The 24,878-nt window shown below is 56.8% G+C and carries 27 protein-coding genes and 1 tRNA gene; 12 read left to right on the forward strand and 16 right to left on the reverse strand.

Annotation, left to right across the window (positions count from 1 at the left end; all coding sequences use genetic code 11):
• Positions 1-2: 2 nt before the first annotated feature.
• The 9 genes from LOS15_RS01085 to LOS15_RS01125 form a co-directional block, all read right to left on the reverse strand.
• The gene (locus LOS15_RS01085; protein ID WP_263067540.1) at positions 3-977 is read right to left on the reverse strand and encodes a RodZ domain-containing protein; all 975 of its coding nucleotides are present in this window, start codon (positions 975-977) and stop codon (positions 3-5) included.
• 40 nt (positions 978-1,017) lie between these two features.
• On the reverse strand, positions 1,018-1,710 hold the full coding sequence (gene pilW, locus LOS15_RS01090; RefSeq protein ID WP_263067542.1) for a type IV pilus biogenesis/stability protein PilW: 693 nt from the start codon (positions 1,708-1,710) through the stop codon (positions 1,018-1,020).
• 211 nt (positions 1,711-1,921) lie between these two features.
• Positions 1,922-3,106, reverse strand: a complete 1,185-nt coding sequence (rlmN, locus tag LOS15_RS01095; RefSeq protein ID WP_263067543.1) for a 23S rRNA (adenine(2503)-C(2))-methyltransferase RlmN — start codon at positions 3,104-3,106, stop codon at positions 1,922-1,924.
• Between the two features lie 84 nt (positions 3,107-3,190).
• Positions 3,191-3,616 carry a nucleoside-diphosphate kinase gene (ndk, locus tag LOS15_RS01100; RefSeq protein WP_263067545.1) on the reverse strand — a complete coding sequence of 142 codons (426 nt, stop codon included), beginning with the start codon at positions 3,614-3,616 and terminating at the stop codon, positions 3,191-3,193.
• A gap of 165 nt (positions 3,617-3,781) precedes the next feature.
• Positions 3,782-4,108: a HesB/IscA family protein gene (locus LOS15_RS01105; protein ID WP_263067546.1), complete on the reverse strand. Its 327-nt coding sequence runs from the start codon at positions 4,106-4,108 to the stop codon at positions 3,782-3,784.
• A 54-nt stretch (positions 4,109-4,162) separates the two neighbouring features.
• Entirely contained in the window at positions 4,163-5,341 is a 1,179-nt protein-coding gene (locus LOS15_RS01110) for an aminotransferase class V-fold PLP-dependent enzyme (RefSeq protein ID WP_263069580.1), read from the reverse strand.
• 25 nt (positions 5,342-5,366) lie between these two features.
• Positions 5,367-5,834, reverse strand: a complete 468-nt coding sequence (gene iscR / locus LOS15_RS01115; protein ID WP_263067547.1) for a Fe-S cluster assembly transcriptional regulator IscR — start codon at positions 5,832-5,834, stop codon at positions 5,367-5,369.
• Between the two features lie 77 nt (positions 5,835-5,911).
• Complete coding sequence (cysE, locus tag LOS15_RS01120) at positions 5,912-6,787, reverse strand: serine O-acetyltransferase (RefSeq protein ID WP_263067549.1); 876 nt, start codon at positions 6,785-6,787, stop codon at positions 5,912-5,914.
• Positions 6,788-6,900: 113 nt separating this feature from the next.
• Positions 6,901-7,671, reverse strand: coding sequence for an RNA methyltransferase (locus LOS15_RS01125; RefSeq protein WP_263067550.1), 771 nt, complete (start codon positions 7,669-7,671; stop codon positions 6,901-6,903).
• Between the two features lie 143 nt (positions 7,672-7,814).
• On the opposite strand from LOS15_RS01125, the gene LOS15_RS01130 reads away from it, so the two are divergent.
• Complete coding sequence (locus LOS15_RS01130) at positions 7,815-8,609, forward strand: inositol monophosphatase family protein (protein ID WP_263067552.1); 795 nt, start codon at positions 7,815-7,817, stop codon at positions 8,607-8,609.
• Positions 8,610-8,703: 94 nt separating this feature from the next.
• Here the strand turns inward: LOS15_RS01130 and secF are convergent, their stop codons facing one another.
• From secF to queA, 5 genes are all read right to left on the reverse strand, one after another.
• Complete coding sequence (secF, locus tag LOS15_RS01135; RefSeq protein ID WP_263067553.1) at positions 8,704-9,630, reverse strand: protein translocase subunit SecF; 927 nt, start codon at positions 9,628-9,630, stop codon at positions 8,704-8,706.
• A gap of 34 nt (positions 9,631-9,664) precedes the next feature.
• On the reverse strand, positions 9,665-11,518 hold the full coding sequence (secD, locus tag LOS15_RS01140; protein WP_263067554.1) for a protein translocase subunit SecD: 1,854 nt from the start codon (positions 11,516-11,518) through the stop codon (positions 9,665-9,667).
• Positions 11,519-11,651: 133 nt separating this feature from the next.
• Positions 11,652-11,978 carry a preprotein translocase subunit YajC gene (yajC, locus tag LOS15_RS01145; RefSeq protein WP_263067556.1) on the reverse strand — a complete coding sequence of 109 codons (327 nt, stop codon included), beginning with the start codon at positions 11,976-11,978 and terminating at the stop codon, positions 11,652-11,654.
• A gap of 77 nt (positions 11,979-12,055) precedes the next feature.
• Complete coding sequence (gene tgt / locus LOS15_RS01150) at positions 12,056-13,201, reverse strand: tRNA guanosine(34) transglycosylase Tgt (protein ID WP_263069582.1); 1,146 nt, start codon at positions 13,199-13,201, stop codon at positions 12,056-12,058.
• A gap of 16 nt (positions 13,202-13,217) precedes the next feature.
• Positions 13,218-14,249 (reverse strand): tRNA preQ1(34) S-adenosylmethionine ribosyltransferase-isomerase QueA, encoded by a 1,032-nt coding sequence (gene queA / locus LOS15_RS01155; RefSeq protein WP_263067558.1) that lies wholly within the window; start codon positions 14,247-14,249, stop codon positions 13,218-13,220.
• A gap of 113 nt (positions 14,250-14,362) precedes the next feature.
• Here queA and LOS15_RS01160 point away from each other — a divergent pair.
• Positions 14,363-14,449: transfer RNA gene (locus LOS15_RS01160), tRNA-Leu, on the forward strand.
• Positions 14,450-14,737: 288 nt separating this feature from the next.
• Positions 14,738-15,475, forward strand: coding sequence for a PRC-barrel domain-containing protein (locus LOS15_RS01165; RefSeq protein WP_263067559.1), 738 nt, complete (start codon positions 14,738-14,740; stop codon positions 15,473-15,475).
• 61 nt (positions 15,476-15,536) lie between these two features.
• On the opposite strand, the gene LOS15_RS01170 is transcribed toward LOS15_RS01165, so the two are convergent.
• Both LOS15_RS01170 and LOS15_RS01175 read right to left on the reverse strand, forming a co-directional pair.
• The gene (locus tag LOS15_RS01170) at positions 15,537-15,923 is read right to left on the reverse strand and encodes a glycosyltransferase (RefSeq protein WP_263069583.1); all 387 of its coding nucleotides are present in this window, start codon (positions 15,921-15,923) and stop codon (positions 15,537-15,539) included.
• Between the two features lie 27 nt (positions 15,924-15,950).
• Positions 15,951-16,343 (reverse strand): hypothetical protein, encoded by a 393-nt coding sequence (locus tag LOS15_RS01175; protein ID WP_263067560.1) that lies wholly within the window; start codon positions 16,341-16,343, stop codon positions 15,951-15,953.
• 178 nt (positions 16,344-16,521) lie between these two features.
• On the opposite strand from LOS15_RS01175, the gene LOS15_RS01180 reads away from it, so the two are divergent.
• The 9 genes from LOS15_RS01180 (at position 16,522) to LOS15_RS01220 (ending at position 24,868) form a co-directional block, all read left to right on the forward strand.
• Entirely contained in the window at positions 16,522-17,289 is a 768-nt protein-coding gene (locus LOS15_RS01180; protein WP_263069585.1) for a helix-turn-helix transcriptional regulator, read from the forward strand.
• Between the two features lie 116 nt (positions 17,290-17,405).
• On the forward strand, positions 17,406-17,762 hold the full coding sequence (locus LOS15_RS01185) for a RidA family protein (RefSeq protein ID WP_263067562.1): 357 nt from the start codon (positions 17,406-17,408) through the stop codon (positions 17,760-17,762).
• Position 17,763: 1 nt separating this feature from the next.
• Positions 17,764-18,705, forward strand: coding sequence for an ornithine cyclodeaminase family protein (locus LOS15_RS01190; protein WP_263067564.1), 942 nt, complete (start codon positions 17,764-17,766; stop codon positions 18,703-18,705).
• A gap of 111 nt (positions 18,706-18,816) precedes the next feature.
• Positions 18,817-19,890, forward strand: coding sequence for a TRAP transporter substrate-binding protein DctP (dctP, locus tag LOS15_RS01195; protein WP_263067566.1), 1,074 nt, complete (start codon positions 18,817-18,819; stop codon positions 19,888-19,890).
• Positions 19,891-19,943: 53 nt separating this feature from the next.
• Entirely contained in the window at positions 19,944-20,489 is a 546-nt protein-coding gene (locus tag LOS15_RS01200) for a TRAP transporter small permease (RefSeq protein WP_263067567.1), read from the forward strand.
• The gene (locus tag LOS15_RS01205) at positions 20,486-21,760 is read left to right on the forward strand and encodes a TRAP transporter large permease (protein WP_263067569.1); all 1,275 of its coding nucleotides are present in this window, start codon (positions 20,486-20,488) and stop codon (positions 21,758-21,760) included. The genes LOS15_RS01200 and LOS15_RS01205 overlap by 4 nt, the downstream gene beginning before the upstream one ends.
• Before the next feature lie 20 nt (positions 21,761-21,780).
• Entirely contained in the window at positions 21,781-22,812 is a 1,032-nt protein-coding gene (locus LOS15_RS01210) for a histone deacetylase family protein (RefSeq protein WP_263067570.1), read from the forward strand.
• Positions 22,809-23,915, forward strand: coding sequence for a class II histone deacetylase (locus tag LOS15_RS01215; protein ID WP_263067571.1), 1,107 nt, complete (start codon positions 22,809-22,811; stop codon positions 23,913-23,915). Before LOS15_RS01210 ends, LOS15_RS01215 begins: the two co-directional genes overlap by 4 nt.
• Positions 23,912-24,868: a branched-chain amino acid transaminase gene (locus tag LOS15_RS01220; RefSeq protein ID WP_263067572.1), complete on the forward strand. Its 957-nt coding sequence runs from the start codon at positions 23,912-23,914 to the stop codon at positions 24,866-24,868. Before LOS15_RS01215 ends, LOS15_RS01220 begins: the two co-directional genes overlap by 4 nt.
• Positions 24,869-24,878 lie beyond the last annotated feature (10 nt).

A 24,878-nucleotide genomic window follows, 5' to 3' on the forward strand; every position in this document is an offset into this window, starting at 1 on the left:
GGTCACTCTCCTAAGGTGAAGCGGGCAACATTGTTGGCACCGGCGCGTTGGGGAAGGTCAATGACATCGCCTTGGTAGCGTAGCTCTACGCCGGTGGCATTGCCGATCGTTAACCGAAACGGTGGCTCGCCTTCGACCGTTGCGGTGGTGCCAGGTGTTTGGAGGCCAACAAATACGCGTTGGTTATTGGCATCAAAAATTTCGGTCCAAGACTGCTCGTTAAAGGTCAGCTCCAGAGTGTTAGGTGCGGCTACCAGCGCTTCTTCAGCGGCAGGCTGCTCTTCGCTGGTCTCGCTCTCGGACACACTGCTTTCTGCAGCTACCTGTTCTGCGGCTTGTGCAGCATCCTGTTCTGCGGCTTGTGCAGCATCGTCGGCGACCTCAGGTGCGGGTTCTGGTGTCTGTGCAGCAGCGGGTTCATCCAGCGGCTGTGAGGAAGGTTCCGCCGCTGGTTCATCTGCTGCTGGTGCGTTAACGGGCGCTGGCTCTTGTTCCGCGGTGGTACTAAGTGCCTGCTCTTCCTCAATCGACGGTGAAGACCCCATGCTCGGTGGCTCACTGCCGCCGCGGCTTTGCCACCACATCACGGTAACGGCGATTAAGCCGACAATAACGAGCAGCGTCACAAGCTTAAATAGCCAGGCGCCAATCTTTGAGGGTGGGCGGCTCACGGAAACGGGGGTGACTTTGCGGTCAGTATCCAGGCTGCCATTTCGCGCCTGATAGGCCTCGAGCACTAAGCGGTCGTCCATGCCTAAATACTTGGCATAAGCGCGCAAGTAGCCGCGACGATAGGCGGCAACGGGGATTTCGGCGTAGCTGTCTTGCTCCAACCCCTCCACCACGGCAGGGCGTAAATTGAGCGCGCGCGCCGCATCCACCAAGGGGACGCCAAGTGCTTCGCGTTGGCGCAAAAGGAGTTCACCCGGTGAGGCGGTGTCAGTGATAGCGTTGTCGTCTAACTGTGTGTCGCTCATAGCTGAGCATCCTTCAGTAAATAGGTGATCAAGGCATCTGTTACTTGGCGTTCAGCATGCGCTGGAAATCGGCAGCCGCGGCGTGGTCGCCGCGGGCGTGGGCGATGTCAATCGCCATTTCCAGTGTTGCTGGGTTCGGCCCGGCTAGCTGCAAATAGACCTGCAGTGGCTCCCAAGCCTGCCCGTAATTGCCTTGTGAAACTTCAAGTTCGGCTAACATTAAATACCCACGCGGGTTGCGTGGGTCGATACTCTGTGCACGCTGAAAACTCTGGCGGGCACTATCAAATTCGTCCAGCGCCACATAACACTGCCCTAAATTGGTAAATAACAGGGCACGGTTGGCGTACTGGGCATCTTGTGATGCGATTTCTAGCTGTTCACAAGCCGCTGCAAACTGCGCCTGTTCATAGAGGAAGGCGGCGTAGTTGTTACGCGCTCGGGTAAACGAGGGCGCTGCGTTAACGGCCTGTTCGAAGTAGCGGTTAGCAAGCTCGCTCTCTCCTTGCTGCTGATAGACCAGCGCAAGGGCCTGAAGTGCCTCAGCGTGACGAGGGTTGATGTCCAACGCGCGATCGAGAGCGTTCAATGCGCGGGGAAGGTTATCACGCTCTAGATAAGCGACGCCCAGCTGAGTGTAAGCCTCAGCTGCATCTTGGTCGCCTTCAATTGGGGCGCTGCTGGGGGTAGCACAACCGTTTAGCAGCATGCTGCTAATAAGCACGCAGAGCATAGAGGCTCTGGATGGAAAGCGCCTGCAAAGACCGGTCATGTACACCCTCTTGATGGTTGCCTTTACTTCATGCCGCTGAGAACGGTTGTTCCTAGATATTTTTTTAATGCCTTAAAACGTTAAAACAGTGTTTGTCGTAGCCAAGCCCTTGGCGATCACAAAACGGAACCATCAAAGCGCTGTGCTCAATGGAAGTCAAGGTCATCAGCGTTTAGTCAGCATCTAGTTGAACCGACTGAATGTAACGGGCGCTGCGTTTGGTGCGATCTTTGACACGACCAACGAGCTGGCCGCAGGCCGCATCAATGTCTTCACCGCGCGTCACACGGACGGTGGCGTTGTAGCCTAAGTCGTAGAGCCACTGTTGAAAGCGCATAACTTGATTGCGCGAGGGCTTTTCGTATCCTGAATTAGGGAACGGGTTAAACGGTATCAAATTGATTTTGCAAGGCAGTTCTTTCAGCAGTGCAGCAAGCTGCTCGGCATGCTCCTGCTGGTCGTTAATATCATGAATGAGCGTATATTCAATCGTGACCTGGCGGTTGTCAGGGCATTTCGATAGGTAGCGGTGGCAAGCATCCAGCAGCGCACGAATATTGTACTTACGATTGATGGGCACTAATTCGTTGCGCAGCTCATCGGTGGAGGCATGCAGTGAAATCGCCAGGCTGACATCTATCTCGTCGCCAAGCTTGTCGATCATCGGTACAACGCCGGAGGTGGAGAGCGTCACCCTGCGTTTAGAGAGTCCATAGCCGTTATCGTCCAGCATTAGCTTCATCGCGGGCACTACGTTGTCAAAGTTGAGCAGTGGCTCACCCATGCCCATCATAACAACGTTCGTCACCGGGCGGTTGGCGGTGTCGCGGCGTGGCCCAACGCTGCGCTGCGCAACCCATACCTGGCCGATAATTTCAGCGGCGGTTAGGTTGCGCTGAAACCCCTGCTTACCGGTTGAGCAGAAGCTGCAGTCCAGCGAGCAGCCTACTTGGGAGGAGACACACAGCGTGCGTCGCTTACCGTTTTCAGCAGGAATCAGCACCGTTTCAACGTAGCTGCCGTCTTCCACTTCCAGCACCCATTTGCGTGTGCCGTCGCTGGAGGTGCCTTCGTAGACAACCGCTGGCCCGCGAATTTCGGCCACCTTCGCCAGCTTTTCCCGCAGCGGCTTTGATAAGTTGGTCATTGCCGCGAAGTCATCGCTGCCTTCCTGGTGTATCCACTTCATCACCTGGGCGGCACGGAACTTCTTTTCGCCAATCGACAAAAAGAACGACTCCATCTGCTCGCGGGACATGCCGAGCAGGTTCTCGCGCTCTAACGCTGGGCTAGCGGTAGGCGCGTGTTCGGTTGAGGAGTGGGGGGCAGGCGTATGTTGAGCTACGGTGGTGGTCATGGCGGTCAGCGTTCAGAAAGAGGCGGGGGCGAAGCCCCCGCAAAAATGGCCGGCAACGGAGGTTGAAACGGCGGCGCGTAGTGCTTAGCGCGGGCAGATTTCGTCGTTACCGAAGAAGTAGCTAATTTCGCGCTCAGCGCTTTCTGCAGAATCAGAACCGTGGACGGCGTTAGCGTCGATAGTTTCTGCAAAATCAGCGCGGATAGTGCCAGGTGCGGCTTCTTTCGGGTTAGTAGCGCCCATCAGCTCACGGTTTTTCGCGATAGCACCTTCACCTTCCAGCACTTGCACAACGACCGGGCCAGAGGTCATGAAACCAACCAGGTCTTTGAAGAAGGGACGCTCTTTGTGCTCGGCGTAGAAGCCGCCCGCTTTCTCTTCAGAAAGATGGGTCATTTTCGCGGCAACCACTTTCAGGCCTGCTTTTTCAAAACGCGCGATGATGTCGCCAATCGCGTTTTTAGCAACGGCGTCGGGCTTGATAATCGAAAGAGTGCGTTCAGTAGCCATGCAGAGTTCTCCTTAATTGAGATAAGCAAAATTGCCGCCCCGGAAAGCCGAGGCGGCGCAGGAAATGTGGTTCGGCACACGTGTAAAAGCTTCACCGAGTGCCGAGTGGCCGCGATTATAGCGTTTCCCGGTGGGGATGAATACCGGTGATGTTGCCCGGCGTGCTTAAACAGTAAAGCTTTCGCCACAGCCACACTGATCTTTGACATTAGGGTTGTTGAAGCGGAAAAAGCGGTTCAGCCCTTCACTGACATAATCCACTTCGCTGCCATCCAGCATTTCTAGGGCATCAGGCGCGACATAAACGCTGGCGCCATGCTCCTCAAAGTGAACCTCGTCGCCGTTCGTTTCATCGGCAAAGTCGAGTACGTAGCTATAGCCGGAGCAGCCGCTAGGCTTAACAGAAACGCGTAAGCCGAGCCCTTGGCCGCGCTCGTCAAGCACACGATGAATTTGTTCAGCTGCTGCGGGTGTAATGTTGAGAGTTGCCATTGGGGCGTCCTCCGTAAGAAATCTTGAAATAGAGCGCCAATACGTCACAGCGGGTTAGTACGCTGAGGCGCGCAGGCCGCTCACCGCATGACGAATAAGGCTTAGCGCATGATCAATGTCTGCGTTTTGGGTAAAGCGGCCAAAGCTAAACCGCAGCGATGAAAGGGCAAGCGAGCGGGGAGTGCCAATGCCCAGCAACACATATGAAGGGTCAACGCTTGCAGAGTTGCAGGCTGAGCCTGTTGACACAGCAACATCGCGCAGCGCCATCAGCAGGGCTTCCCCATCGATGCCTTTAAACGCGAGATTCAAAATGTTGGGTACCACGTGCTCTAACGGCGAGTTGGCAACAATGCCATCCAGGTCTTCCAAGCCGCTTAAGAAGCGTGCACGTAGCTGCGTAATGTGCGCTTGGTCAGCTTGCTGCTCTTGCTGTATCAGCGCAAACGCTTCGCCCATGCCGGCGATTTGGTGGGTGGGCAGGGTGCCAGAGCGCATGCCGCGCTCGTGCCCGCCGCCATGGATCAAGGCTTCAACATGAATGTCTGGGTGGCGTTTAACGTAAAGCGCGCCGACGCCCTTAGGGCCATAGGCTTTGTGGCCAGAAAGCGACATTAGGTCGATAGCTTGTGCCACTACGTCCAGGGAGATTCTACCCACTGCCTGGGCAGCATCCGTATGAAACGCGGCGCCAAATTCGTGGGCAACCGCTGCCAGCGCTGCAATATCGTTAATGCTGCCCAGTTCGTTATTGACCGCCATCAGCGACACCAGGGCGGTGTCATCGCGCATTGCGCTGCGCAGCTGCTCGGGGGTTATGCAGCCGTCGCGCCCCGGGGTTAGCCAAGTAACCTCAAACCCTTCGCTTTCGAGCGCCTTTGCCGTATCCACAATCGCTTTATGCTCGATGTGGGAGGTGACCAAGTGCATGCCACGCTCGCGGTTAGCGCGCATGTAGCCAATCAGCGCTAAGTTGTCGGCCTCTGTGGCCCCGCTGGTCCAGACTATTTCACGTGGGTCGGCACCTATGGTATCGGCCACTTGGCGACGCGCCTGCTCAACCACTTGTTCTGCCTGCCAGCCGAGCATATGACTGCGTGACGCCGGGTTAGCAAACAGCTGGTCAACCGTCAGGTAGCGCTGCATCACTTCCGCCACGCGGGTGTCCACCGGCGTCGTGGCGGCGTAGTCTAAATAAATCGGCAGCGATGAAGGTGAGGTAGTCGTGGTCATGGCGTCCAGCGTGCGGTTGAAGCCTTCAGGGAGAAGAGGCAAGTATGCCTGCATCTACACGATGTTGTTGCCGTAAGGCGATGCGTATAACGTCGGGGCGCTGCATCAGTTGAGCAAGGGTAATATCGTCAAAAAAACGGCGGATTTGCCCGGATAGCTCGCACCACAGCGCATGGGTTAAGCACGTATCGCCCTGCTGGCAGTCTGATAGCCCCTGGCACCGTGTGGCGTCGACGGTCTCATTAACGGCATCAATCACTTGCGAAATGCTGATCTGTTCTGCAGGGGTGGCCAGTAAATAGCCACCGCCGGGGCCTCGCACGCTGGTGACCAGCCCCGCACGGCGTAAACGGGCGAAGAGCTGCTCAAGGTAAGAGAGAGAAATCTCTTGGCGCTGCGAGATATCGCTTAGGCTAGTAGGCCCACGCTGCACATTAAGTGCCAAATCAAGCATGGCAGTGACCGCGTAGCGGCCTTTTGTGGTTAAGCGCATGACAGGAACCTCGACGCTGAGCCATCAGCGTGCTCACGGCAAATGTACCGCCATTATGGAAATCCCGAGTGCTTTGGTCAACTATTGCGCGTTGAGCTAGGGGTGGAAGCGCTTACTGCAGTGTCGTTACGTTCGCTGCGCTCACGCGCGCCAAGCCCTGGGCAGCCGGTGTCGTTCTCATCAAGAATGTCGGCAAAATCCTCATCTCGCAGTTCAGGCAGCTGGCCATCTCGGTAACTGGCGTCCAGCTTGCGAAGGGTTGAGCACATGCGCTCAATACGTTCATCCACTGCGTGCATATGATCCAGCATCGCCTGCATGGAGCGCGCAACAGGGTCGGGCATGTCCTGGCTAACGCCGTATGCATCGAAGCCAAATTTCTGGCAAATGGCCTCGCGGCGGGCGGGGTCAACATCCAGTGCTTCTTCTACATCCGGGTCGGCGCGCTTAACAATTTTGCCGGGAATACCTACCACGGTTGCGCCGGGCGGTACCTCTTTCGTAACAACGGCATTAGAGCCAATTTTAGCGCCTGCACCCACGGTAAATGGGCCAAGAATTTTGGCGCCAGCGCCGACAATTACGCCGTCTTCAAGCGTGGGGTGGCGCTTGCCTTTATTCCAGCTGGTGCCGCCTAAGGTGACGCCTTGGTAGAGCGTGACGTTATCGCCCACTAAGGCGGTTTCACCAATCACAACGCCCATGCCATGGTCGATAAAGAAGCGCCGCCCAATGGTCGCGCCAGGGTGAATTTCGATGCCTGTTAGCCAGCGTGAAAATGTCGAGAGGGTGCGCGCCAGCCACTTTAGGTTTTTATTCCAAAGCCAGTGGCCGCAGCGGTGCAGCAACAGCGCGTGTAGGCCTGGATAGTTGGTGAGTACTTCCAGAAAGTTACGGGCCGCAGGATCGCGGTCGAATACGCTATTAATGTCTTCACGCAGGCGTTGAAACATGGATGATCCTTGGGCGTTAAGGGCGGCAGCGTCGCATAATGGAACTGAGCATAAAGGAATAACGTTAGCAGGAAGGCAATGTTGGGGCGCGAAGCCACGACTTCAAGTTTAGGTCATTCTTGTTGATTCTGCGGTTGTCGCTGAAGCGGTGGAGTGCCAGCGGTTTTTTCGGTGGCCGATAGCACACCACGTAGAATATTCATTTCCATTTTTTCTGGACGCGCGCGTAAATACAGACGGCGCAGTCTAGCCATTAGCTGGCGTGGTTGAGCGGGGTCATGAAATTCAATGGCAATGAGCGTGCGCTCTAAATGCTCGAAGTAACGCTCAAGCTCTGCGTGGGTTGCCAGCTCGTCCTCATGTTCGTCGGTTGGTGTAAGAGGCGTTTGGCTTAACCACGCCATGCGGCACTCGTAAGCAAGTACTTGGACAGCGGCGGCTAAGTTGAGCGAGCTGAAGTCTGCATTGGTGGGAATATGCACATGGGCGTGGCAGCGCTGAAGCTCGGCGTTAGTTAAGCCACTGTCTTCGCGGCCAAAGACCAGTGCGACGCGAGCATCTGGATGCTGGCACTCGTTGGGCAGGCGCTCGGCCAACTCGCGGGGTGAAATCATCGGCCAGGGGAGCGTACGCGAGCGCGCACTGGCACCTACGGCCAATGTGCAGTCAGCAACAGCATCCTCAAGAGTGGAGTGAATCACCGCGTGATGAAGCAAATGGTCGGCGCCCGAGGCCCGGGAGATGCTGTCCTGGGTGATCACCTCGCAGCGAGGCGCTACCAAGGCGAGGTCGGCCAAACCCATGTTGTGCATGGCGCGCGCTACGCCGCCAATGTTGCCGGGATGGCTGGTGCCGATAAGAACAATACGAATGCGCTCAAGCATGATAGGCCCAGTAATCGAATGCGGAAATCGTGCAGTTTAGCATGAGTCGATGGCATGCCCGAGGGGCCTCTGTTAGAATTGCGCGCCAAAGGTAGCACTGCGACTGCCCTCGTTCTTTAACATCACTGTGACAAGGCCCGATCATGAATCCGATGGTCCAATTTACGCTGCGCGCTGCGCGTGGCGCTGTTGAACACTTTTTGCGCGTCCGTGAGCGAATTGAAAACGCTCATGAAGAATTTAATCTCGACCGGTTGCTAGAAGACACTGCGCGTAAAGCAGAAGCGACCATCGTTCAGCAGTTGGAGCGTGGCTACCCCCACCATGGTGTTACTGGCCGTTATACGCCGTATAAAGCAGGTGAAGGCGAAGGCGCGGATACTGTCTGGAAAATTGAACCGATGCACGGCTACTCCAATTTAGCCGTCGCTGGTAAGGGTTTTGCACTCTCAGTGGTGTGTCTTGTTAAAGGCCGTCCCGAACATGCGGTGATTCTCTCTCCCTTTGGTGACGATGAGTATATCGCCAGCCGTGGGCGCGGCGCTCAGCACAACGATAAGCGTATGCGGGTCAGCAAGCCGACCGCGATTGCGGGCACCCGCATGGCAATGAGCCTGCCTGAAGCCTGGCTGCGCCCCAACCATTTGCCGGCTTACCTCACCATTGCACAACAGCTAGCTCCTCAGGTGGAAACGTTGGTAGCCACCGGCAGCGGCCTGCTGGATATGTGCGAGTTGGCCGCTGGCCGCGTCGATAGCGTCTTTGTGCTGGGCCTTGAAGAGCAGGATATGCAGGTGGGCACGCTGCTGCTGAAAGAAGCCGGTGCGCTAATGGGCACTCCGGATGGCAAGCCCACCGTGAATGCTGAAGGCCAGCTGATGGCCGCAGGCCCCCGTCTCTACAAGGCGATGATTAAGCAGCTGGCGCCGCACTTCTAAGAAAACTGCGCTAGGCATGACGATATGAAAAAGGCCCTGACGGATGATTCCGGCAGGGCCTTTTCGTTGGCTGCTGGTGTGATGTTTATTTACATCAGGGCAGCTCTTCTTCCTCTTCGTCGATCTCTTTCTTGGTGGGAATCAAATCTTCCCGAGAGAGATTGAGCGGTATCAGCAGCGCGCCAGAAATGTAGATGGAAGAAAAGGTCCCCACCAGTACCCCGATTAATAGCGCAACGGCGAAGTTTTCGATCATATCGCCACCCAGTAGCAACAGGGCTAGCAGTACCAGCACAGTGGTGCCTGACGTTGCCAAGGTGCGTGATAGCGTGGCGTTAATGGCTTCGTTAAAGATTTGTGGCATATCGTCAATGCGCGACGTACGAATCGTTTCACGGATACGGTCGTACACCACAATCGTATCGTTCAGTGAGTAGCCGATAACGGCTAGAATCGCTGCTAGCACCGTTAGATCAAAGTCCAGCTGGAACAGTGCAAAGATACCCACCACGATAATAACGTCATGCAATAGGGCAAAAAGTGCGCCGATGGCAAACTTGTACTGGAAGCGAAAAGCCACATAGAGCATCACGATGCCCAGCGCCACCAGCATGCCCAAACCGCTTTGGTCGCGTAGTTGGTCACCGACCTGTGCGCCAACAAACTCGGCTCGCACTAAGCTAACGCTATCGCCTTCGCCGCGCAGCAGGTTAACGACTTCGTTACCTACTTCTGGGTCAAACGCTTGCTGCAAGCGGATGAGCACTTCGGTGGAGGCGCCAAAGGTTTGCACGGATACATCTTGGAAGCCGCTGCTTTCCAGTAGCTGTCGGATAGCATCCAGTGACGGCGCTACGCCATAGCGGACTTCCACCAGCGTACCGCCGGTAAAGTCGAGCCCTAGGTTGAGCTGCTGAAACAGAATGGCGCCAATCGACACAATAAGCATCGCGGTCGAGACGATAAACGCAAGGTTGCGCCGCCCCATAAAGTCGATCCGCAGGTGTGATAGGGGTTTCATTACCACCTCTTAAATTCTGAGCTGAGCACGTTTTTCAGATCCACAGCTTTTTGACGGGTTTGCTGCCATAGGTCAGGTTGACCATGGCACGGGTCACCAGCAGAGCGGTGAACATCGACGTCAAAATGCCGATGGAGAGCGTAACGGCAAAGCCTTTAACGGGGCCGGTGCCAATAGAGAAAAGAATGACGGCGACCAGCAGCGTGGTGATGTTGGCATCCACGATGGAGGTAAAGGCACGTTCGTAACCTGCGTGTATCGCTTGTTGGATAGACATGCCGTTACGCAGCTCTTCGCGTATCCGCTCAAAGATCAGCACGTTGGCATCCACCGCCATCCCCAGCGTCAGCACGATACCGGCAATGCCTGGCAGCGTGAGCGTGGCACCCAGCATCGACATCACCGCCACCAGCAGCGTCAGGTTAAGCGCCAGCGCGATATTGGCAAAGATGCCAAACACCTTGTAACGCACGAGCATAAACAGCACGACCAGCAGCAGGCCGATTTGCACCGAGAGCAGACCGCGCTCAATGTTTTCAGCACCCAGGCTTGGCCCAATGGTACGCTCTTGCACGAAGTAAATCGGTGCCGCCAGCGAGCCAGAGCGCAGCAGTAGTGCAAGCTCAGCGGCTTCGGTGGGGGAGTCGAGACCGGTAATACGGAAGCTGTTGCCGAGTGCACTTTGAATGGTCGCAAGGCTAATCAGTCCGCGCTCGGTATAAGGTTCGCGAACGATGGTCTCTGCGCCGGTTTCTGGGTCTACTTCAATGCGGTCTTCGCTTTTGTGCTCGATAAACAGCACCGCCATATTGCGACCGATATTAGTGCGCGTGGCGCGGTTCATCAGCGTACCGCCAGTGCCGTCCAGGTTGATGTTAACCTGGGGACGGCCGTTCTCATCAAAGCTGTTGCTGGCGCTGGAAACGCTGTCACCGGTGATGATCACATCACGCATCAGCTCCGCCGAGCGTGATGGGTTGTTACGGAACTCGAAACGCTCGGTTTCCATATCTGGCGTATCGTTGCGCGCTTCTAGGCGGAACTCTAGGTTGGCTGTTGCCCCTACAATCCGCTTTGCTGCTACGGTGTCCTGAACGCCGGGCAGTTCCACCACTATCTGGCTCGGGCCCTGGCGCTGTACCATCGGCTCGGCAACGCCCAGTTCGTTCACGCGGTTGCGCAGCGTGGTCAAGTTTTGGTTGATGGCGTAGTCCTGAATCTCGCTCACCGTCGTATCGCTAAGCGTCATGACAAGGCGTGAAGAGCGGCCATCGCCTTCGCTACTGTAATCAAAGTTGGGGAAATCGCGGCTAATCAGGCGACGGGCGGCATCCCGGTCGTCGGCGCTGCCGAAATCAATCGAGAGCGAGCGCTCGTCGATGTCGGTGTTGCGGTAGCGAATACGCTCGCCGCGCAGCAGTTCACGCATGGCGCTGGCATTCACTTCCAAGCGCTGGGTCAGCGCAGCGTCCATGTCCACTTCAAGCAAAAAGTGGACACCACCGCGTAAGTCTAAGCCTAGCGTCATTGGGGAAGCAGAAAACGCTTGCAGCCAGCTGGGGGTGGCATCGGCCAAATTAAGTGCAACGGTTGCATTGGGGCCGAGCACCTCCGCGGCAATGTCCCGGGCATCGAGCTGGTCATCATCGTTTTGTAGGCGGATTAGCCACTGGCCATTGGATTCTTCAACGGCTTTGACGGCGATATCGCGCTCATTAAGCGCTTCTTCAATGCGGGTAATTTGCCGTTCATCCAGGGCGTTGCCTTGGGCGTCGCTCACCTGGATAGCGGGATCTGCGGGGAATAGATTGGGAAGTGAGTAGATAAGGCCAACCACCAGGACGACCAGTATCAGCAGATACTTCCACAGGGGGTAACGGTTGAGCATGCAAGCCCTGCCTTCAATTACATACGGAAGTGCTGCACCCGGCTAGACCGTGTGCAGCAACGTTCACCATCGACGCTACCATGTCACCCCTGCCGGGGTGGCTGGCACTGATTCGGCAGGGGGACTTCAGGCGTTAGATGGACTTAATAGTTCCCTTGGGCAGAACGGCAGCGACGGCGTTTTTCTGCACGTTGACTTCGTTGCCTTCTGAAACCTCTAGCGTTAAAAACTCATCGCTTACTTTGGTAATGCGGCCCACTAAACCGCCGCCGATGACGACTTCATCGCCCTTGGTCAGGCCAGAGACGAGCTGTTTGTGCTGCTTGGCACGCTTGGCTTGGGGGCGCCACAGCAGGAAGTAGAAAATCAGTACAAAACCGACCAGCATGACAATTTGCGCGATGCCACCGCCAGCGGCGGCTTCTTGGGCATGGGCTGGTGAGATGAAGAAATCCAGCATTGCAGGGAACTCCTGGGTTAGAACACTCAATGGGTGAACGGGTTAAACCACCCGCAGCAGCGAGTGGTTATTATTGATTAGGTGTCAGCTTCTGCAAGGGGAGGCACCGGCAGGCCGCGCCGTGCATAGAAGCTTTCCACAAAGGTCGTCAATGTACCCGCTTCGATTGCCGCGCGCAAATCAGCCATCACACGCTGGTAGTAGCGTAAGTTATGGATGGTATTGAGCATCGAGCCCAGCATTTCGTTGCAGCGATCCAAGTGGTGCAGATAGCCACGGGAGAAATTCTGGCAGGTGTGACAATCGCACTCTTCATCCAGCGGGCGGGTGTCAAAGCGGTGCTTGGCGTTGCGGATCTTCACGGTGCCATCTGACGTGAACAGGTGGCCGTTACGCGCATTACGTGTGGGCATCACGCAGTCAAACATATCCACACCGCGGCGCACGCCCTCAACGAGGTCTTCGGGCTTACCCACACCCATCAGGTAACGCGGGGTGTCGTCTGGCATCCAGGTGGGAAGATAATCCAGTACCTTGATCATCTCCTCTTTGGGTTCGCCCACAGAGAGCCCGCCAATCGCTAAGCCATCAAAGCCGATGTCCATCAGCCCTTTTAGCGAGCGCTCGCGCAGCTCAGGGTGCATGCCGCCTTGAATAATGCCGAACAGTGCGGAAGGCGAATCGCCATGGGCATCGCGAGAGCGCTTAGCCCAGCGCAGCGATAGCTCCATGGATTTTTCGGCTTCTTCAAAGGTGGCGGGGTAGGGCGTGCACTCGTCAAAGATCATCACCACATCAGAGCCCAGCGAACGCTGCACGGCCATTGACTCTTCTGGCCCCATAAACACTTTGCTGCCGTCCACGGGCGAGCGGAAATGCACCCCTTGCTCAGTGATTTTGCGCATTTCACCCAGCGAGAACACCTGGAAACCGCCGGAGTCGGTCAGAATCGGCTTATCCCACTGGGCAAAGTCGTGTAAGTCGCCGTGGGCTTCAATCACATCGGTGCCGGGGCGCAGCCATAGGTGGAACGTATTGCCCAGGATGATCTCTGCGCCAATCTCTTTAACCGATTCTGGCGTCATGCCCTTAACCGTGCCGTAGGTGCCTACGGGCATAAAGGCAGGGGTTTCCACCGTGCCACGGGGAAAGTGCAGGCGGCCACGGCGCGCACGGCCGTCTTCGGCTAAGCGCTCAAAGCGCATAAAGCATTCGTTTCGCATCACAATAACTCGTTAATTAGCGGGTAAGCAGCATGGCGTCGCCATAACTAAAAAAGGCGTAGCGCTCTTCTACGGCTGTATGGTAAGCCTGCATCATGTGTTCATAGCCTGCGAACGCTGACACCAGCATCAGCAGGGTGGATTCGGGCAGGTGGAAATTGGTAATCAGGGCATCCACGCAGCGCCACTGGTAGCCGGGATAAATAAAGATATCGGTGTCGCCGCTGAACGGGGCAATTTGGCCATCGCTACTTTTCATGCAGGCGCTTTCCAGGCAGCGAACGCTTGTGGTGCCCACGGCAACCACGCGTTTGCCAGCAGCCTGAGTGTCGCGCACCTGTTGGCAAGTGGCCTCGCTCACCTCAATCCATTCGCTGTGCATATGGTGCTCAAGGATGTTGTCCACGCGCACCGGTTGGAAGGTGCCCGCGCCAACATGAAGCGTGACAAACGCGCTGTTGATGCCTTTTTCAGCGAGGGCATCCAGCAGCGGCTGGTCAAAGTGCAGGCCAGCCGTGGGTGCGGCTACCGCTCCATCACGGCGTGCATACACGGTTTGATAACGCTCGCGGTCGCTCAGCTCGTCTTCCCGGGTGATGTAAGGCGGCAGCGGCATATGGCCATGCTTTTCCAGCAGCGCGATCATCGGCGTCTCGCCTAAAAAGCGCAGCTCAAACAGCGCATCACGACGGCCTTCGACCACGGCATGGATATCGCCCTCAAAGATCAGTTCGGTGCCCGGCTTGGGTGATTTGCTTGAGCGGATGTGCGCAAGGCCTCGGTGTGCATCCAGCGGACGCTCCAGCAGCATTTCTACTTTTCCGCCGCTGGCCTTATGGCCGTGCAGGCGGGCAGGGATCACGCGAGTGTCGTTAAAGACCAGTAAATCGCCCGGTTCGAGAAGCTGAAGTAAGTCGGTAAACCGGCGATGTGCCAGCGCGCCGCTTTGACCATCCACACACAGTAATCGGCAATCGCTGCGCTGCTCGGACGGATAGCGGGCAATTAGCTCATCGGGTAGCTCGAAGTGGAAGTCCGCACGCTGCATGGAAATGGCTCTTTTCAGTGGTCAAACAGGCGGCATAGGATAGCGCTTTCGTAAGATAAAGTCAGTCGATGTGATTGACCTGAGGGGTTATCTCCGTATAATGCGCATCCATTGCCGGTGTGGCGGAATTGGTAGACGCAGCGGATTCAAAATCCGCCGCCTTTACGGGTGTGCCAGTTCGAGTCTGGCCACCGGCACCATCTTTAAAAAAAGGCACTTAGGTGCCTTTTTTTGTGCCTGCCATTTGAGCTTTTCCCTCCTGAATCGCGGTATCTGTTCAAAAGTGTCAACAACGCACGCGTCCCGTCCCCGTGTTTCCCATTGCCTGTCTTTTGGCTAGCGCGTGGGTAGAGGCACCTTTATCAGGTTCTATTTGAGCAGTTTGAAAATTTCTTGGGGCTTTACTACGTTGAAAGTGTCCGTAGCGCAGCGTTGCCAATGCAGTAAAACGCACGCTCCATGACTCGTTAAACATTGGAGGTATAACGATGGCTACTTTTCCCCTTAAGACCACACTTGCAGTTGCTATAGCAGCAGTAGGTTTAAGTTCCATTGCGCAAGCCCAGCAGTATGGTGACGGCGATGATGTTGTTGCCATCAGCGCTTGGAACTATGACGATTTATATAACAATGGCGGCTTTGATGCTGGCTGGCTGCTCGATAGAGATGTCTCGACAGCCGACGAAGATGATATTGGTAGTGTCGAAAATGTGCTGCTGAACGACAATAACCAGATTGAAGCGATCATTGTTCAGATAGGTGGTATCTGGGGCATTGGTGATACACACGTTGCGGTACCCTGGGATCAAGTCGATATCTCTAACGAGCATATTCAAGTACCGCTGAACGCCGATAACTATGAAGACTTCAATCTGTTCGCAGGTGGTAATGAGCGTCTCACCAAGAATGCCCTGCAGCAGACAACGCAGGTCGACGATGATGTGGAAGCTGGCGGCCAAATCTGGAAAATCACCGATCTTCTAAATGATTACACTTCGGTGAGTTCAGGTGCTGGTTACGGTTACATTGATAACGTATTGTTCAACGACGATGGTCAGATTCAGGCCGTTGTAGTTTCCGGTGGCTATGGTATGTATGCTTTTCCCTTCTATGGCTATGGTTATCGCTGGGATCCGTCTTATGAGTCCTACAATTTGCCCTATTCCGCTGAGGAAGCTGCGGGCATGGAAACCTTCAACATCGATAGATATGTTGGCAATGAGTAATTTTTAACTCATTACGCCCTACCAAGAGCCCCAAGCCCCGCTTGGGGCTCTTTTTGTACTGCTATTCAACGACTTCTGAAAGAAGTTTGCTGGGCTTTCCATATGAATTCAGGAGACACCGCTTCTTAGCTACCTTTTGATAGAGCGTAACAAGCTCAGCGCACTTGGCGTCTTCGTGCCATCTAGTGGCATAGGTCAGGGCGCGCTCGGCGAGCTGTTGGCGCAGGGTGTCATCGTTTAGCAGGCGGTTAACCTGGGCGGCGAAGTGGTCATGGTTCTCCTCGACGATTAGGCAGCCTTCTCCCTCTCTCAGTACATCTAGCGTGCCCATCATGGCATTGGAAACCACTGGAGTGCTCAGGGCCATCGCTTCCAGCAATACCAGCCACTGGGTTTCCGTGCGTGATGCAAAGACAAAAACGTCAGCGGCACGGTACGCGGCTTGCAGTGGGCCGTTGCGGTCAAGGCAAGCAGATCACCGTAGCGCATCATACGATCTTCCGGATCTCCGGGCACTGGGCGCGAGCGGATACGCAGCCCCCCCCGGCTCGTCTACCTGGCCGACCGAGTAATCAGGGCAGATCAGCGAGACCGAATGACCCAGCCTTTCGAGCGAGCTGCGAAAACTGGCAATAGAGGTGGAAACGCCATTGACGCGGGGAAAGTAGACATCTGGCAACATCAATATTTTCAAGCTTCCCGGCTGAGTCTCAACCGTTGTTGATACTGAATAAAGCTGCGTAGACACAGATGCCAGCCGTGGCGCTCGGTCGGCTTTACGCTTTAGGTTCAGGGCATTGCCGTTGGCTAAATGGGTGAGAACCGCGACTTCCTGGGCATTGAGAGGAGCACGTCGGCGCTGTAGCATGATGTTTGGACTCTTATGGCAGCTTATTTCTACCCTAACTCGAGTTCATGCCCGGCGGATGACAGGCATTGCACTGATCATGGGGAGCGTTTACCCACAGTTGGCAACCTTCTCGATTTTGTCGCCTAGCCGTTTTATAGTGAATGTCCATTTCCAGTATCCATTTAACGGTATGCCCATGGCCCAGTTTGAGCTGCATAGCCGCAATTTGGCCCCAGAGCAGGTGTCCCATTCCCACGATTTTCACCAGTTAATCTTGGCAACCTGTGGCGTTACCGAGCTTGCCATGGAAGGCCAGGGGGAGCGAGTGACCGCTCGCCGTGGTTGTTTGATCCCTTCATCGCGCCATCACGAGTATCAGGGTGATGGCAGCAATCGCACGCTGGTGCTAGATATTCCCGTGCAGCACTTAGCCACGCTGGAAAAAGGCAGTGAAATTGAGCGCTTATTTGATAAGCCGCGTTTCTTTACCGTGCCGCCTGCTTTAAACCAGCTGACCCATGCGCTGGCGCATCAGCTGGATCAGTGCCCGGCGCTGCAAAACGAAATCGCCGTTCTGCTGCTGCGGGCACTCTATATGTATCTGCAGGATGCGCCAAAACAGACGGCCGACCAGCTTGGGGCGCGGTGTATCAGCGAGCGTCTCGATCTCGAACGTTTAGATGCTTGGCTAGACCAACATTTGGCAGATGAGGTGCGCGTTGAGCAGTTGGCGGCCCTATGTGCGTTAAGTCCTGGGCATTTTCATAGCTGCTTTCGTGAGTTAACCGGGGTAACGCCGCTGGCTTATGTACAGCGCCGGCGCTTAGAGCATGCGCGTACGCTAGTGCGCCATAGCACGCTGAGCCTGGGCCATATTGCCATGCTGGTGGGCTTTCGCGATCAAGGCAGTTTCTCCCGCGCTTATCGGCGCTACTTCGAGATTTCCCCTTCATCTGACCGCTAATCATTGCCAGCTCTCTCTGCCTGACTTACGGGCAAATTTCCCAGAGTTTCGGGCAAGCAGGCGGGGTTGCATCGTCGTAGTCTCAAGAGGAACCCCACCTTCCTTGGAGAGACCCCATGGGCGTGACCTATCAAGACAGCAATACCCGCATGAGCCAAGTGGCCATTCATAACGGCACCGTGTATCTCGCAGGCCAAGTACCCACAGACGCCACCGCCGATATGCGTGGTCAAACGGAGCAGGTACTTGCTCGAATCGACCAACTGCTGGCCCAGGCGGGTACTTCTAAAGAGCATTTGGTCTCAGCGCAAATTTGGGTCACCAGCATGGCGGAGTTCGACCACATGAACCAAGCCTGGGATGCCTGGGTAGTGCCGGGGCGCCCACCGGTACGCGCCGCTGTGGAGGCCAAACTGGCTAAGCCCGAGTGGAAGGTGGAAATTATGGTTACTGCAGCGCTGCCGGAGGCTTGATATGCAGGTTGTTTCGGCTGCAGAGGTGGCGACACACCTTGCTTGGCGGGGCGTTATCGACCGCTTACGGCATACCTTTGTCAATGGCGTAGAGTCGCCACCGCGCCACCATCACGCCATGCATCGTCCTGACGGCGAAGCCACCATGCTGCTGATGCCTGCTTGGGAAGCTGCAGGCTATATCGGTGTGAAAATGGTCAATGTGTTTCCGCAAAACGCCGAGCACGGTATTCCCGCTATTTCGGGCCTTTACCTGCTCAGCGAGGGCAAACACGGCCAGCCGTTAGCCTGCATTGATGGCAGCGAATTAACCCGTCGTCGCACCGCCGCCGCCTCCGCTCTGGCCGCCCAGGCGTTGGCCAATGAAGACGCCGAAACGCTGCTAGTGGTAGGCACTGGCAAGCTGGCGCCGATGGTGATTGAAGCCCACGCCAGTGTTAGGCCCATCAAACGCGTGCTTATCTGGGGGCGAAACTCCAGCAAGGCCGCCGCGATTGCCCAAGAGTACGCAGACCGCTTTGATACCCAGGTAGTTGACGCTTTACCTGCCGCCGTGGCGGAAGCCGATATCGTCAGCTGCGTGACGCTCTCCACTCAACCGATCATCCAAGGCGAATGGCTGACGCCTGGAACCCATGTTGACTTGATCGGCGCGTTTCGGCCGCAAATGCGCGAAACCGACGCGGCGTGTTTACGCCGTGCGCAGGTGTTTGTGGATACCTACGCCGGTGCACAAGGCGAAGCAGGCGATATTCTGCAAGCTATTGAGGAAGGCGCTTTCCAGTTTGGTGACATCCAGGCGGAATTGGCTGAAGTGCTGACAGGAGAAAAACCGGGGCGTTTGAATAAAGAGGCTATTACGCTGTTTAAATCGGTAGGGGCGTCCTTGGAGGATCTCGCCGCTGCGATCGAGCTATGGGAGTCACTGCCCAAGCATCATTGATAAATCCCGCTGCGGGCATGGGCCGCACAAAAACAACCAAGGCCACCATGCCCGCCGCGCAGCAACGCCACTCATAAAGAAAACTAACCAATAACCAAAATGAGGTGTGTGATGAACGCGAATCGCTCTTTACTCTTTACGGCCCTTGCCGCGCTTCCGCTGGCAATCGCCAGTGCCACGGCCCAGGCCCAATCCTATGAAATGGTCATCGCCACCCAGCTGCCGGAGGATATGAGCAATAACGAAATCTATCCGGCGCTGGTGCATTTCAAAAACCTCGTCGAAGCCCGCACTGACGGCGATCTTGAGGTGACTATTTTTGGCGGTGGCCAGCTCGGTTCTGAAGTAGAAAACGGCTCGGAAGTGCAGGGCGGCCGTACGCTGCAGTCCACCATTATGTCCGCCGGGGCCATGTCCTCGTTTTATGGCGACTATCAAGCCGTTACGGCTCCTTTCCTATTTACCAGCTGGCGCCAGGCCTGGACGTTCTTCGATAGCGAGTGGTTTGCTGACTTTATGTCGGGCACCGTGGATGCCGCGAGCATGCGCTATCTGGGCACCTTCGATGACGGCGGCGGCTTTGTGGCCTTTACCAATAACGTCCGCTTGATCGAGACCCTGGAAGACCTAGAAGGGCTCAATATTCGTACCGAAGAGAACCCGGCCCACGTCGCCATCATGCGCTCGTTAGGTGCGTCGGCCACGCCGCTGCCCTGGGGCGAGCTAATCACCGCGCTGGAAACCGGCTTAGCCGACGGCCAGTTCAACGCCCCGGTACTCAACACCACCTTCAACTTCGATGCAGTGACCGACTACACCACGCTCACTGGGCATGTGTATAACAGCGCGCCCTGGGTGGTGAGCGAGTCCTGGTATCAAACGCTGCCAGAAACACATCAGCAGGCGCTGATTAGCTCGGCGCGTGAGGCAATTCAGCTCAGCCACGGTATGTCGGGCGCGTTAGCTACTGCTAGCTGGGTCGAGTCCTGCGAGCGCTTTGAAGCCTGCTACCTGATGCCCGATGCCGAACGTGAGCGCATGGCCGAGATTGCCCGCCCCGCTTGGCAGGAGTGGATCGTGAACGACTTCGGTATGGAAGAGGCGCGTGTTCAAGGCCTGCTGGATGAAGTTGAGCGCGTGGGGCAGCAGCTGGCTGAGGACGATCTACGAATTTACGGACAATAACGCTAAGTGATCGAGCAACGCTGGGGCCATGCGCCCCAGCGTGAGGAAAAGCCATGGGCGTTCTAACTCCTTTGCGTCGCGTAAGCGATCTGGTCAACCAGGTGGCTATCGTGGTGTGTGTGGGCTGTATTCTGGCGATGCTGGGCATCTCCTTTACTGCGTTTTTATACAAATTGATCACCGGCAGCACGCTGAGCTGGACCTACTCGCTGGCGCGGCTGTTTCTGCCCTGGATTGGTTTTCTCTCCATGACGATTTCACTGCGCTACGGCGAGCACGTTGCCATGACGCTGCTGGTACGCAGCTTGCCTAGAATAATGGTGCAGGTGGCCGCCGGGCTTTGTTTAGCAGTGATTGGCCTGTTTGCGCTGATGCTCACGTGGTACGGCTGGGGCTATTTTAGCAATGCCACCCAGGTGTATATGGTCTCCGACCAAATCCGTATTCCCAGCAAAGTCACCGCCATTGTGGTGCCGATGAGCGGGGTGATTATGCTGCTGCACTTGGTGCATGGCTTTGCATTGCTAGAACACTTTATTGATGAGCAGGACGTGATTGGCGAGCTTATCGACACCGCAGATGGGGAGCACCGCTCATGACGCCTGCGATTATTGCGTTTGTCGTATTGCTGTTGATCGGCGCGCCGGTGGCGGTCGTGATGGCGATGTCTGGGTTAGCGGGTGGTTTTGCCATTGGTGGCGAGCGCATGCTCGGCATCATCGCCGACCGCATGTTCTCCGGCGTCTCGGGCTTTTTGCTGATCGCCGTGCCCTACTTTATCTTCACCGCAGAGTTAATGAACCAGGGCGGGCTGACCCAAAAGCTGATCGCGTTCAATAACGCGCTATTTGGCCGGGTGCGGGGCTCGCTTTCCCATGTGAATATCTCGGTCTCGGTATTCTTTGCGGGGTTAACCGGTGCGGCGGTAACCGATACGGTGGCCATCGGCAAAATCATGATTCCTGAAATGAAGCGGCAGGGCTACGATGCCGAATATGCCGCTGCGGTGACCGCCTGTTCCTCGATCATTGGGCCGATTATTCCTCCTAGCGTGGTAATGGTGGTCTACGCCACGCTACTACGGGATATTTCGGTGATTGATTTGTTTGCCGGCGGCATTATCCCTGGCCTGTTGATGGCGTTAGCACTACTAGGCGTTAGCTTCTTTCTGGCCTGGAAGCGCAACTACCCCAAGCAAGCACCGACGCCTTTTAAAGCGGCGATAGTCGCGTTGCTAGTGGCGCTGCCTGCCATGGTGGTGCCGCTGATTATTCTTGGCGGCATTCTCTCAGGCTTAACGACGATTACCGAAGCATCGGGTTTCGCTGCGGTCTACGCTATCGTAATTGGTGTGGTGTTCTACCGTAACCTGACGTGGCGCAAAATTTGGAATGCGCTGGTCACCACGGTGCGCTTTTCCGGCGTGGTGTTTTTCCTGCTGGCCACCTCGGCGGTATTGGGCTGGTTTGTTACCCGTTCAGGCATTGCCCGGGATGCGGCCAGTATCATCACCACCTTCAGCGACGCGGCCTTTGTACAGCTGATGCTGGTATGCCTATTGCTACTGATCATAGGCACCGTTATGGATGTGCTGCCTGCCCTGGTGGTGATGGCGCCGGTACTCGTGCCCGCGATGATTCAACTTGGATTTGACCCGCTCCACTTCGCTATCCTGATGATTGTGGTGCTCAATATCTCTAACGTAACACCGCCGGTGGGGATGACGCTGATGACGGCCGCGCGAATAGCGGAGGTGCCCTATGAGCGTGCGATCGTGGCATCACTACCGTTTTACGTCTCTTTTTTGGTGGTGATTGTATTGCTGGCGGCGTTCCCAGCGCTCTCCACCTGGATACCGTCACTGCTGTGACCAGCTAAGGACTGCGACCCATGAAGTGTTTTTATCACCCTGACCAGGCGTTGCATGCGCCGTCCACCTTCCTGCTACGCGGACAGCCTGCCCCTTCGCCTGAAGGTCCGGTGCGTGCCGAGCTGCTCACCCAGGGGTTAGCCAGTGCTGAATGTGTGTTGACAGCACCAGTGGAGACGGACTCCCCCAAGCTGCGTAAGCGCCTGGAGCAGATTCATACGCCGCGTTATTTAACGTTTTTGGAAACGATCTATGCCCGCTGGCAGGCGCTGCCCAATGCGGCCGAGTTTGTAGCCCCCAATATTCACCCTTGCGGCGGTGGCCACCACTACCCCCGCCACCCGATTGGGCAAGCGGGCTGGCACCTGCACGATATGGCCTGTCCGCTCAGCGCGACCAGCTTTCAAGGCGCGCTGGCCTCGGCGGCCACCGCCGAGGCGGCAGCAGAAGCGGTGCTGGAAGGAGAGGCGGTTACCTATGCGCTGTGCCGCCCGCCGGGCCACCATGCCGGGCCGGAGCGCGCCGGCGGCTTTTGCCTGCTGAACAATTCCGCGCTGGCTGCCACCGTGCTGCGCGAACGCTTTGCCAAGGTGGCGATTATCGATGTCGACCTGCACCACGGTAACGGCACCCAGGATATCTTCTACGCCAGAGGCGATGTATGGACCGGCTCGCTGCACGCCGACCCCAGCGACTTCTACCCCTTTTTCTGGGGCGGTGTAGAGGAAGAGGGCAGCGATGAAGGCGTGGGGGCCAACGTGAACCTCCCTTTGCCGGTAGGCAGCGATGGCGAGGTCTATTTAGACGCGTTGGCGATCCTTATCGACCAGCTGCAGCGCTTTGAGCCGGAAGCGGTAGTCGTAGCGCTGGGGCTAGATGCCCATAAAGATGACCCGCTAGCGGGCCTTAATGTGGAAACCGAGGCGTTTATCGAGGTAGGCAAACGTTTGAGAGCGCTCTCGCTCCCGATGGTGATTGTGCAGGAAGGCGGCTACCCTACCGAGCATTTAAGCGCCAACCTAGCGGCCTTTATGCAGGGATTTAGCGCATGAGCAGCACCGGCTTTTACTGGCATGAACGCTGCTTTTGGCATGACCAGGGGGCCATCGGCGTGTTCTCCGCACCAGGCGAGTTCTTGCAACCCCAAGCCGCTTCAGAAAGCCCGGAGAGCAAGCGGCGGCTTAAAAACATTCTGGAAGTCAGCGGGCTGATTGACGAGCTTCACGTGGTAAAGCCTCCCGCCGCCACGCTGGAAGACCTGCTGCGCTTTCATACCCCGCGTTACCTGGATGAACTGCAATCCGGGGACGAAGCACAGGGCGGTAACGGCGGCGACTGCGCCCCCTACATGCCGGGCAGTTGGGCAGCGGCGACCCGCTCAGCGGGGCTGGCCATCGCCGCGGTTGAGGCGGTAGCACGGGGCGAGGTGGATAACGCCTACGCGCTGTGCCGCCCGCCGGGCCACCATGCCGAAGCCGATCAGGGTCGAGGGTTCTGCCTGTTAGGCAATATCCCTGTGGCGGTGATGCGTGCCCGCGCCCTGGGCCAAGCCTACCGGGTCGCGATACTCGATTGGGATGTTCATCACGGCAACGGCCAGCAGGCGGCGTTTTATAACGACTCCGACGTACTGACCGTTTCGTTACACCAAGCCGCGAACTACCCGCTGGACACCGGCGGTTTTGACGAGCAGGGCGAAGGGGCCGGGTTAGGCACTAACCTCAACCTGCCGTTGCCTCCTGGCTGTGGCATTGGGGCCTACGCGTATGCGATGGAAACGCTGGTGCTACCCGCGCTGGAAGCGTTCAACCCCGACCTGATCGTGGTGGCCTGTGGCTATGATGCCTGCGCCAAAGACCCGCTAGGCAAGATGCTGCTCAATAGCCAAGCCTTCGCCACCATGACCGCCCAAGTGAAGGCCGTGGCAGAACGCTGCTGCAGTGGCAAGCTGGTGGTGGTGCATGAAGGTGGCTACTCAGAAGGCTATGTGCCGCTTTGCGGCCATGCGGTGATCCAAACCCTCGCGGGTAGCGACACCTCTGTTTTTGATCCGCAAAATGACGAAATTGCCGCCTGGGGCTACCAATCGCTGCAGCCGCATCAGCAGGCGTTAATCGATGGCTGGCAACAACAGTGGGAGCAAATAACCCGATGACACCGCTTTATGATCGTGACGGCTGGATCTGGCAGGATGGCCAGTGGCTTGCCTGGCGGGACGCCAAAGTACACGTGTTTACCCATACGCTGCACTACGGCATGGGCTGCTTTGAAGGCGTGCGCGCCTACGCAGGGGCGCAAGGCCCCCAACTGTTTCGGGTGGCAGAGCATACCCGCAGGCTAGTGGAAAGCGCCCACTCGTTGGACATTCCGCTGCCGTTTAGCGAAGCCGAGCTGATTGATGCCCAGCGCGAAAGCGTGACCAAAAACGGATTAAGCAGCGCCTATTTAAAGCCCACCGTTTTTCTAGGTGCCGAAGGCCTGGGGCTGCGTGCCCAAGGGCTGACCACCCATGTGATGATTGCCGCCTGGGATTTAGGGCCGTACATTTCGCCTCACGCGGCGTCTCACGGCCTGCGCGCTTTAACTTCTTCCTGGGCGCGCCACCACGTCAATATCAGCCTATGCCGCGCTAAAACCAGCGGTCACTACGTGAATTCGATGCTGGCGCTCAACACGGCAGTGAAAGCCGGTTTTGATGAAACCATCATGCTCGACCCAGAAGGCTATGTGGCCGAGGCCTCGGCGGCGAACGTCTTTTTACTGCGTGATGGCGTGCTGCATACCCCAGAAGTGACCTCCTGCCTGCAGGGCATCACCCGGGATAGCGTCATTCAACTGGCCCGGGATGTATTAGGGATTGAGGTCAAAGAGCGGCGTATTACTCGCGATGAGCTCTACACCGCCGATGAAGCGTTTTTAACCGGCACCGCCGCCGAAATTCTGCCGCTAAGAGAGCTGGATGGGCGCAGAATCGGCACTCGCGCTGGGGCACCGCCACCCAGCGAGCCGATTGCCGCCCAAAGCGTGACGGCTCAGCTGCAGCATCTCTACCGCCAAGCGGTACGCGGCGAGCTAGACGCCTACCGGCACTGGCTAACTCCGGCCTAACCCTTGGCAT

Source organism: Halomonas sp. 7T (assembly GCF_025643255.1).
GTDB lineage: Bacteria > Pseudomonadota > Gammaproteobacteria > Pseudomonadales > Halomonadaceae > Vreelandella.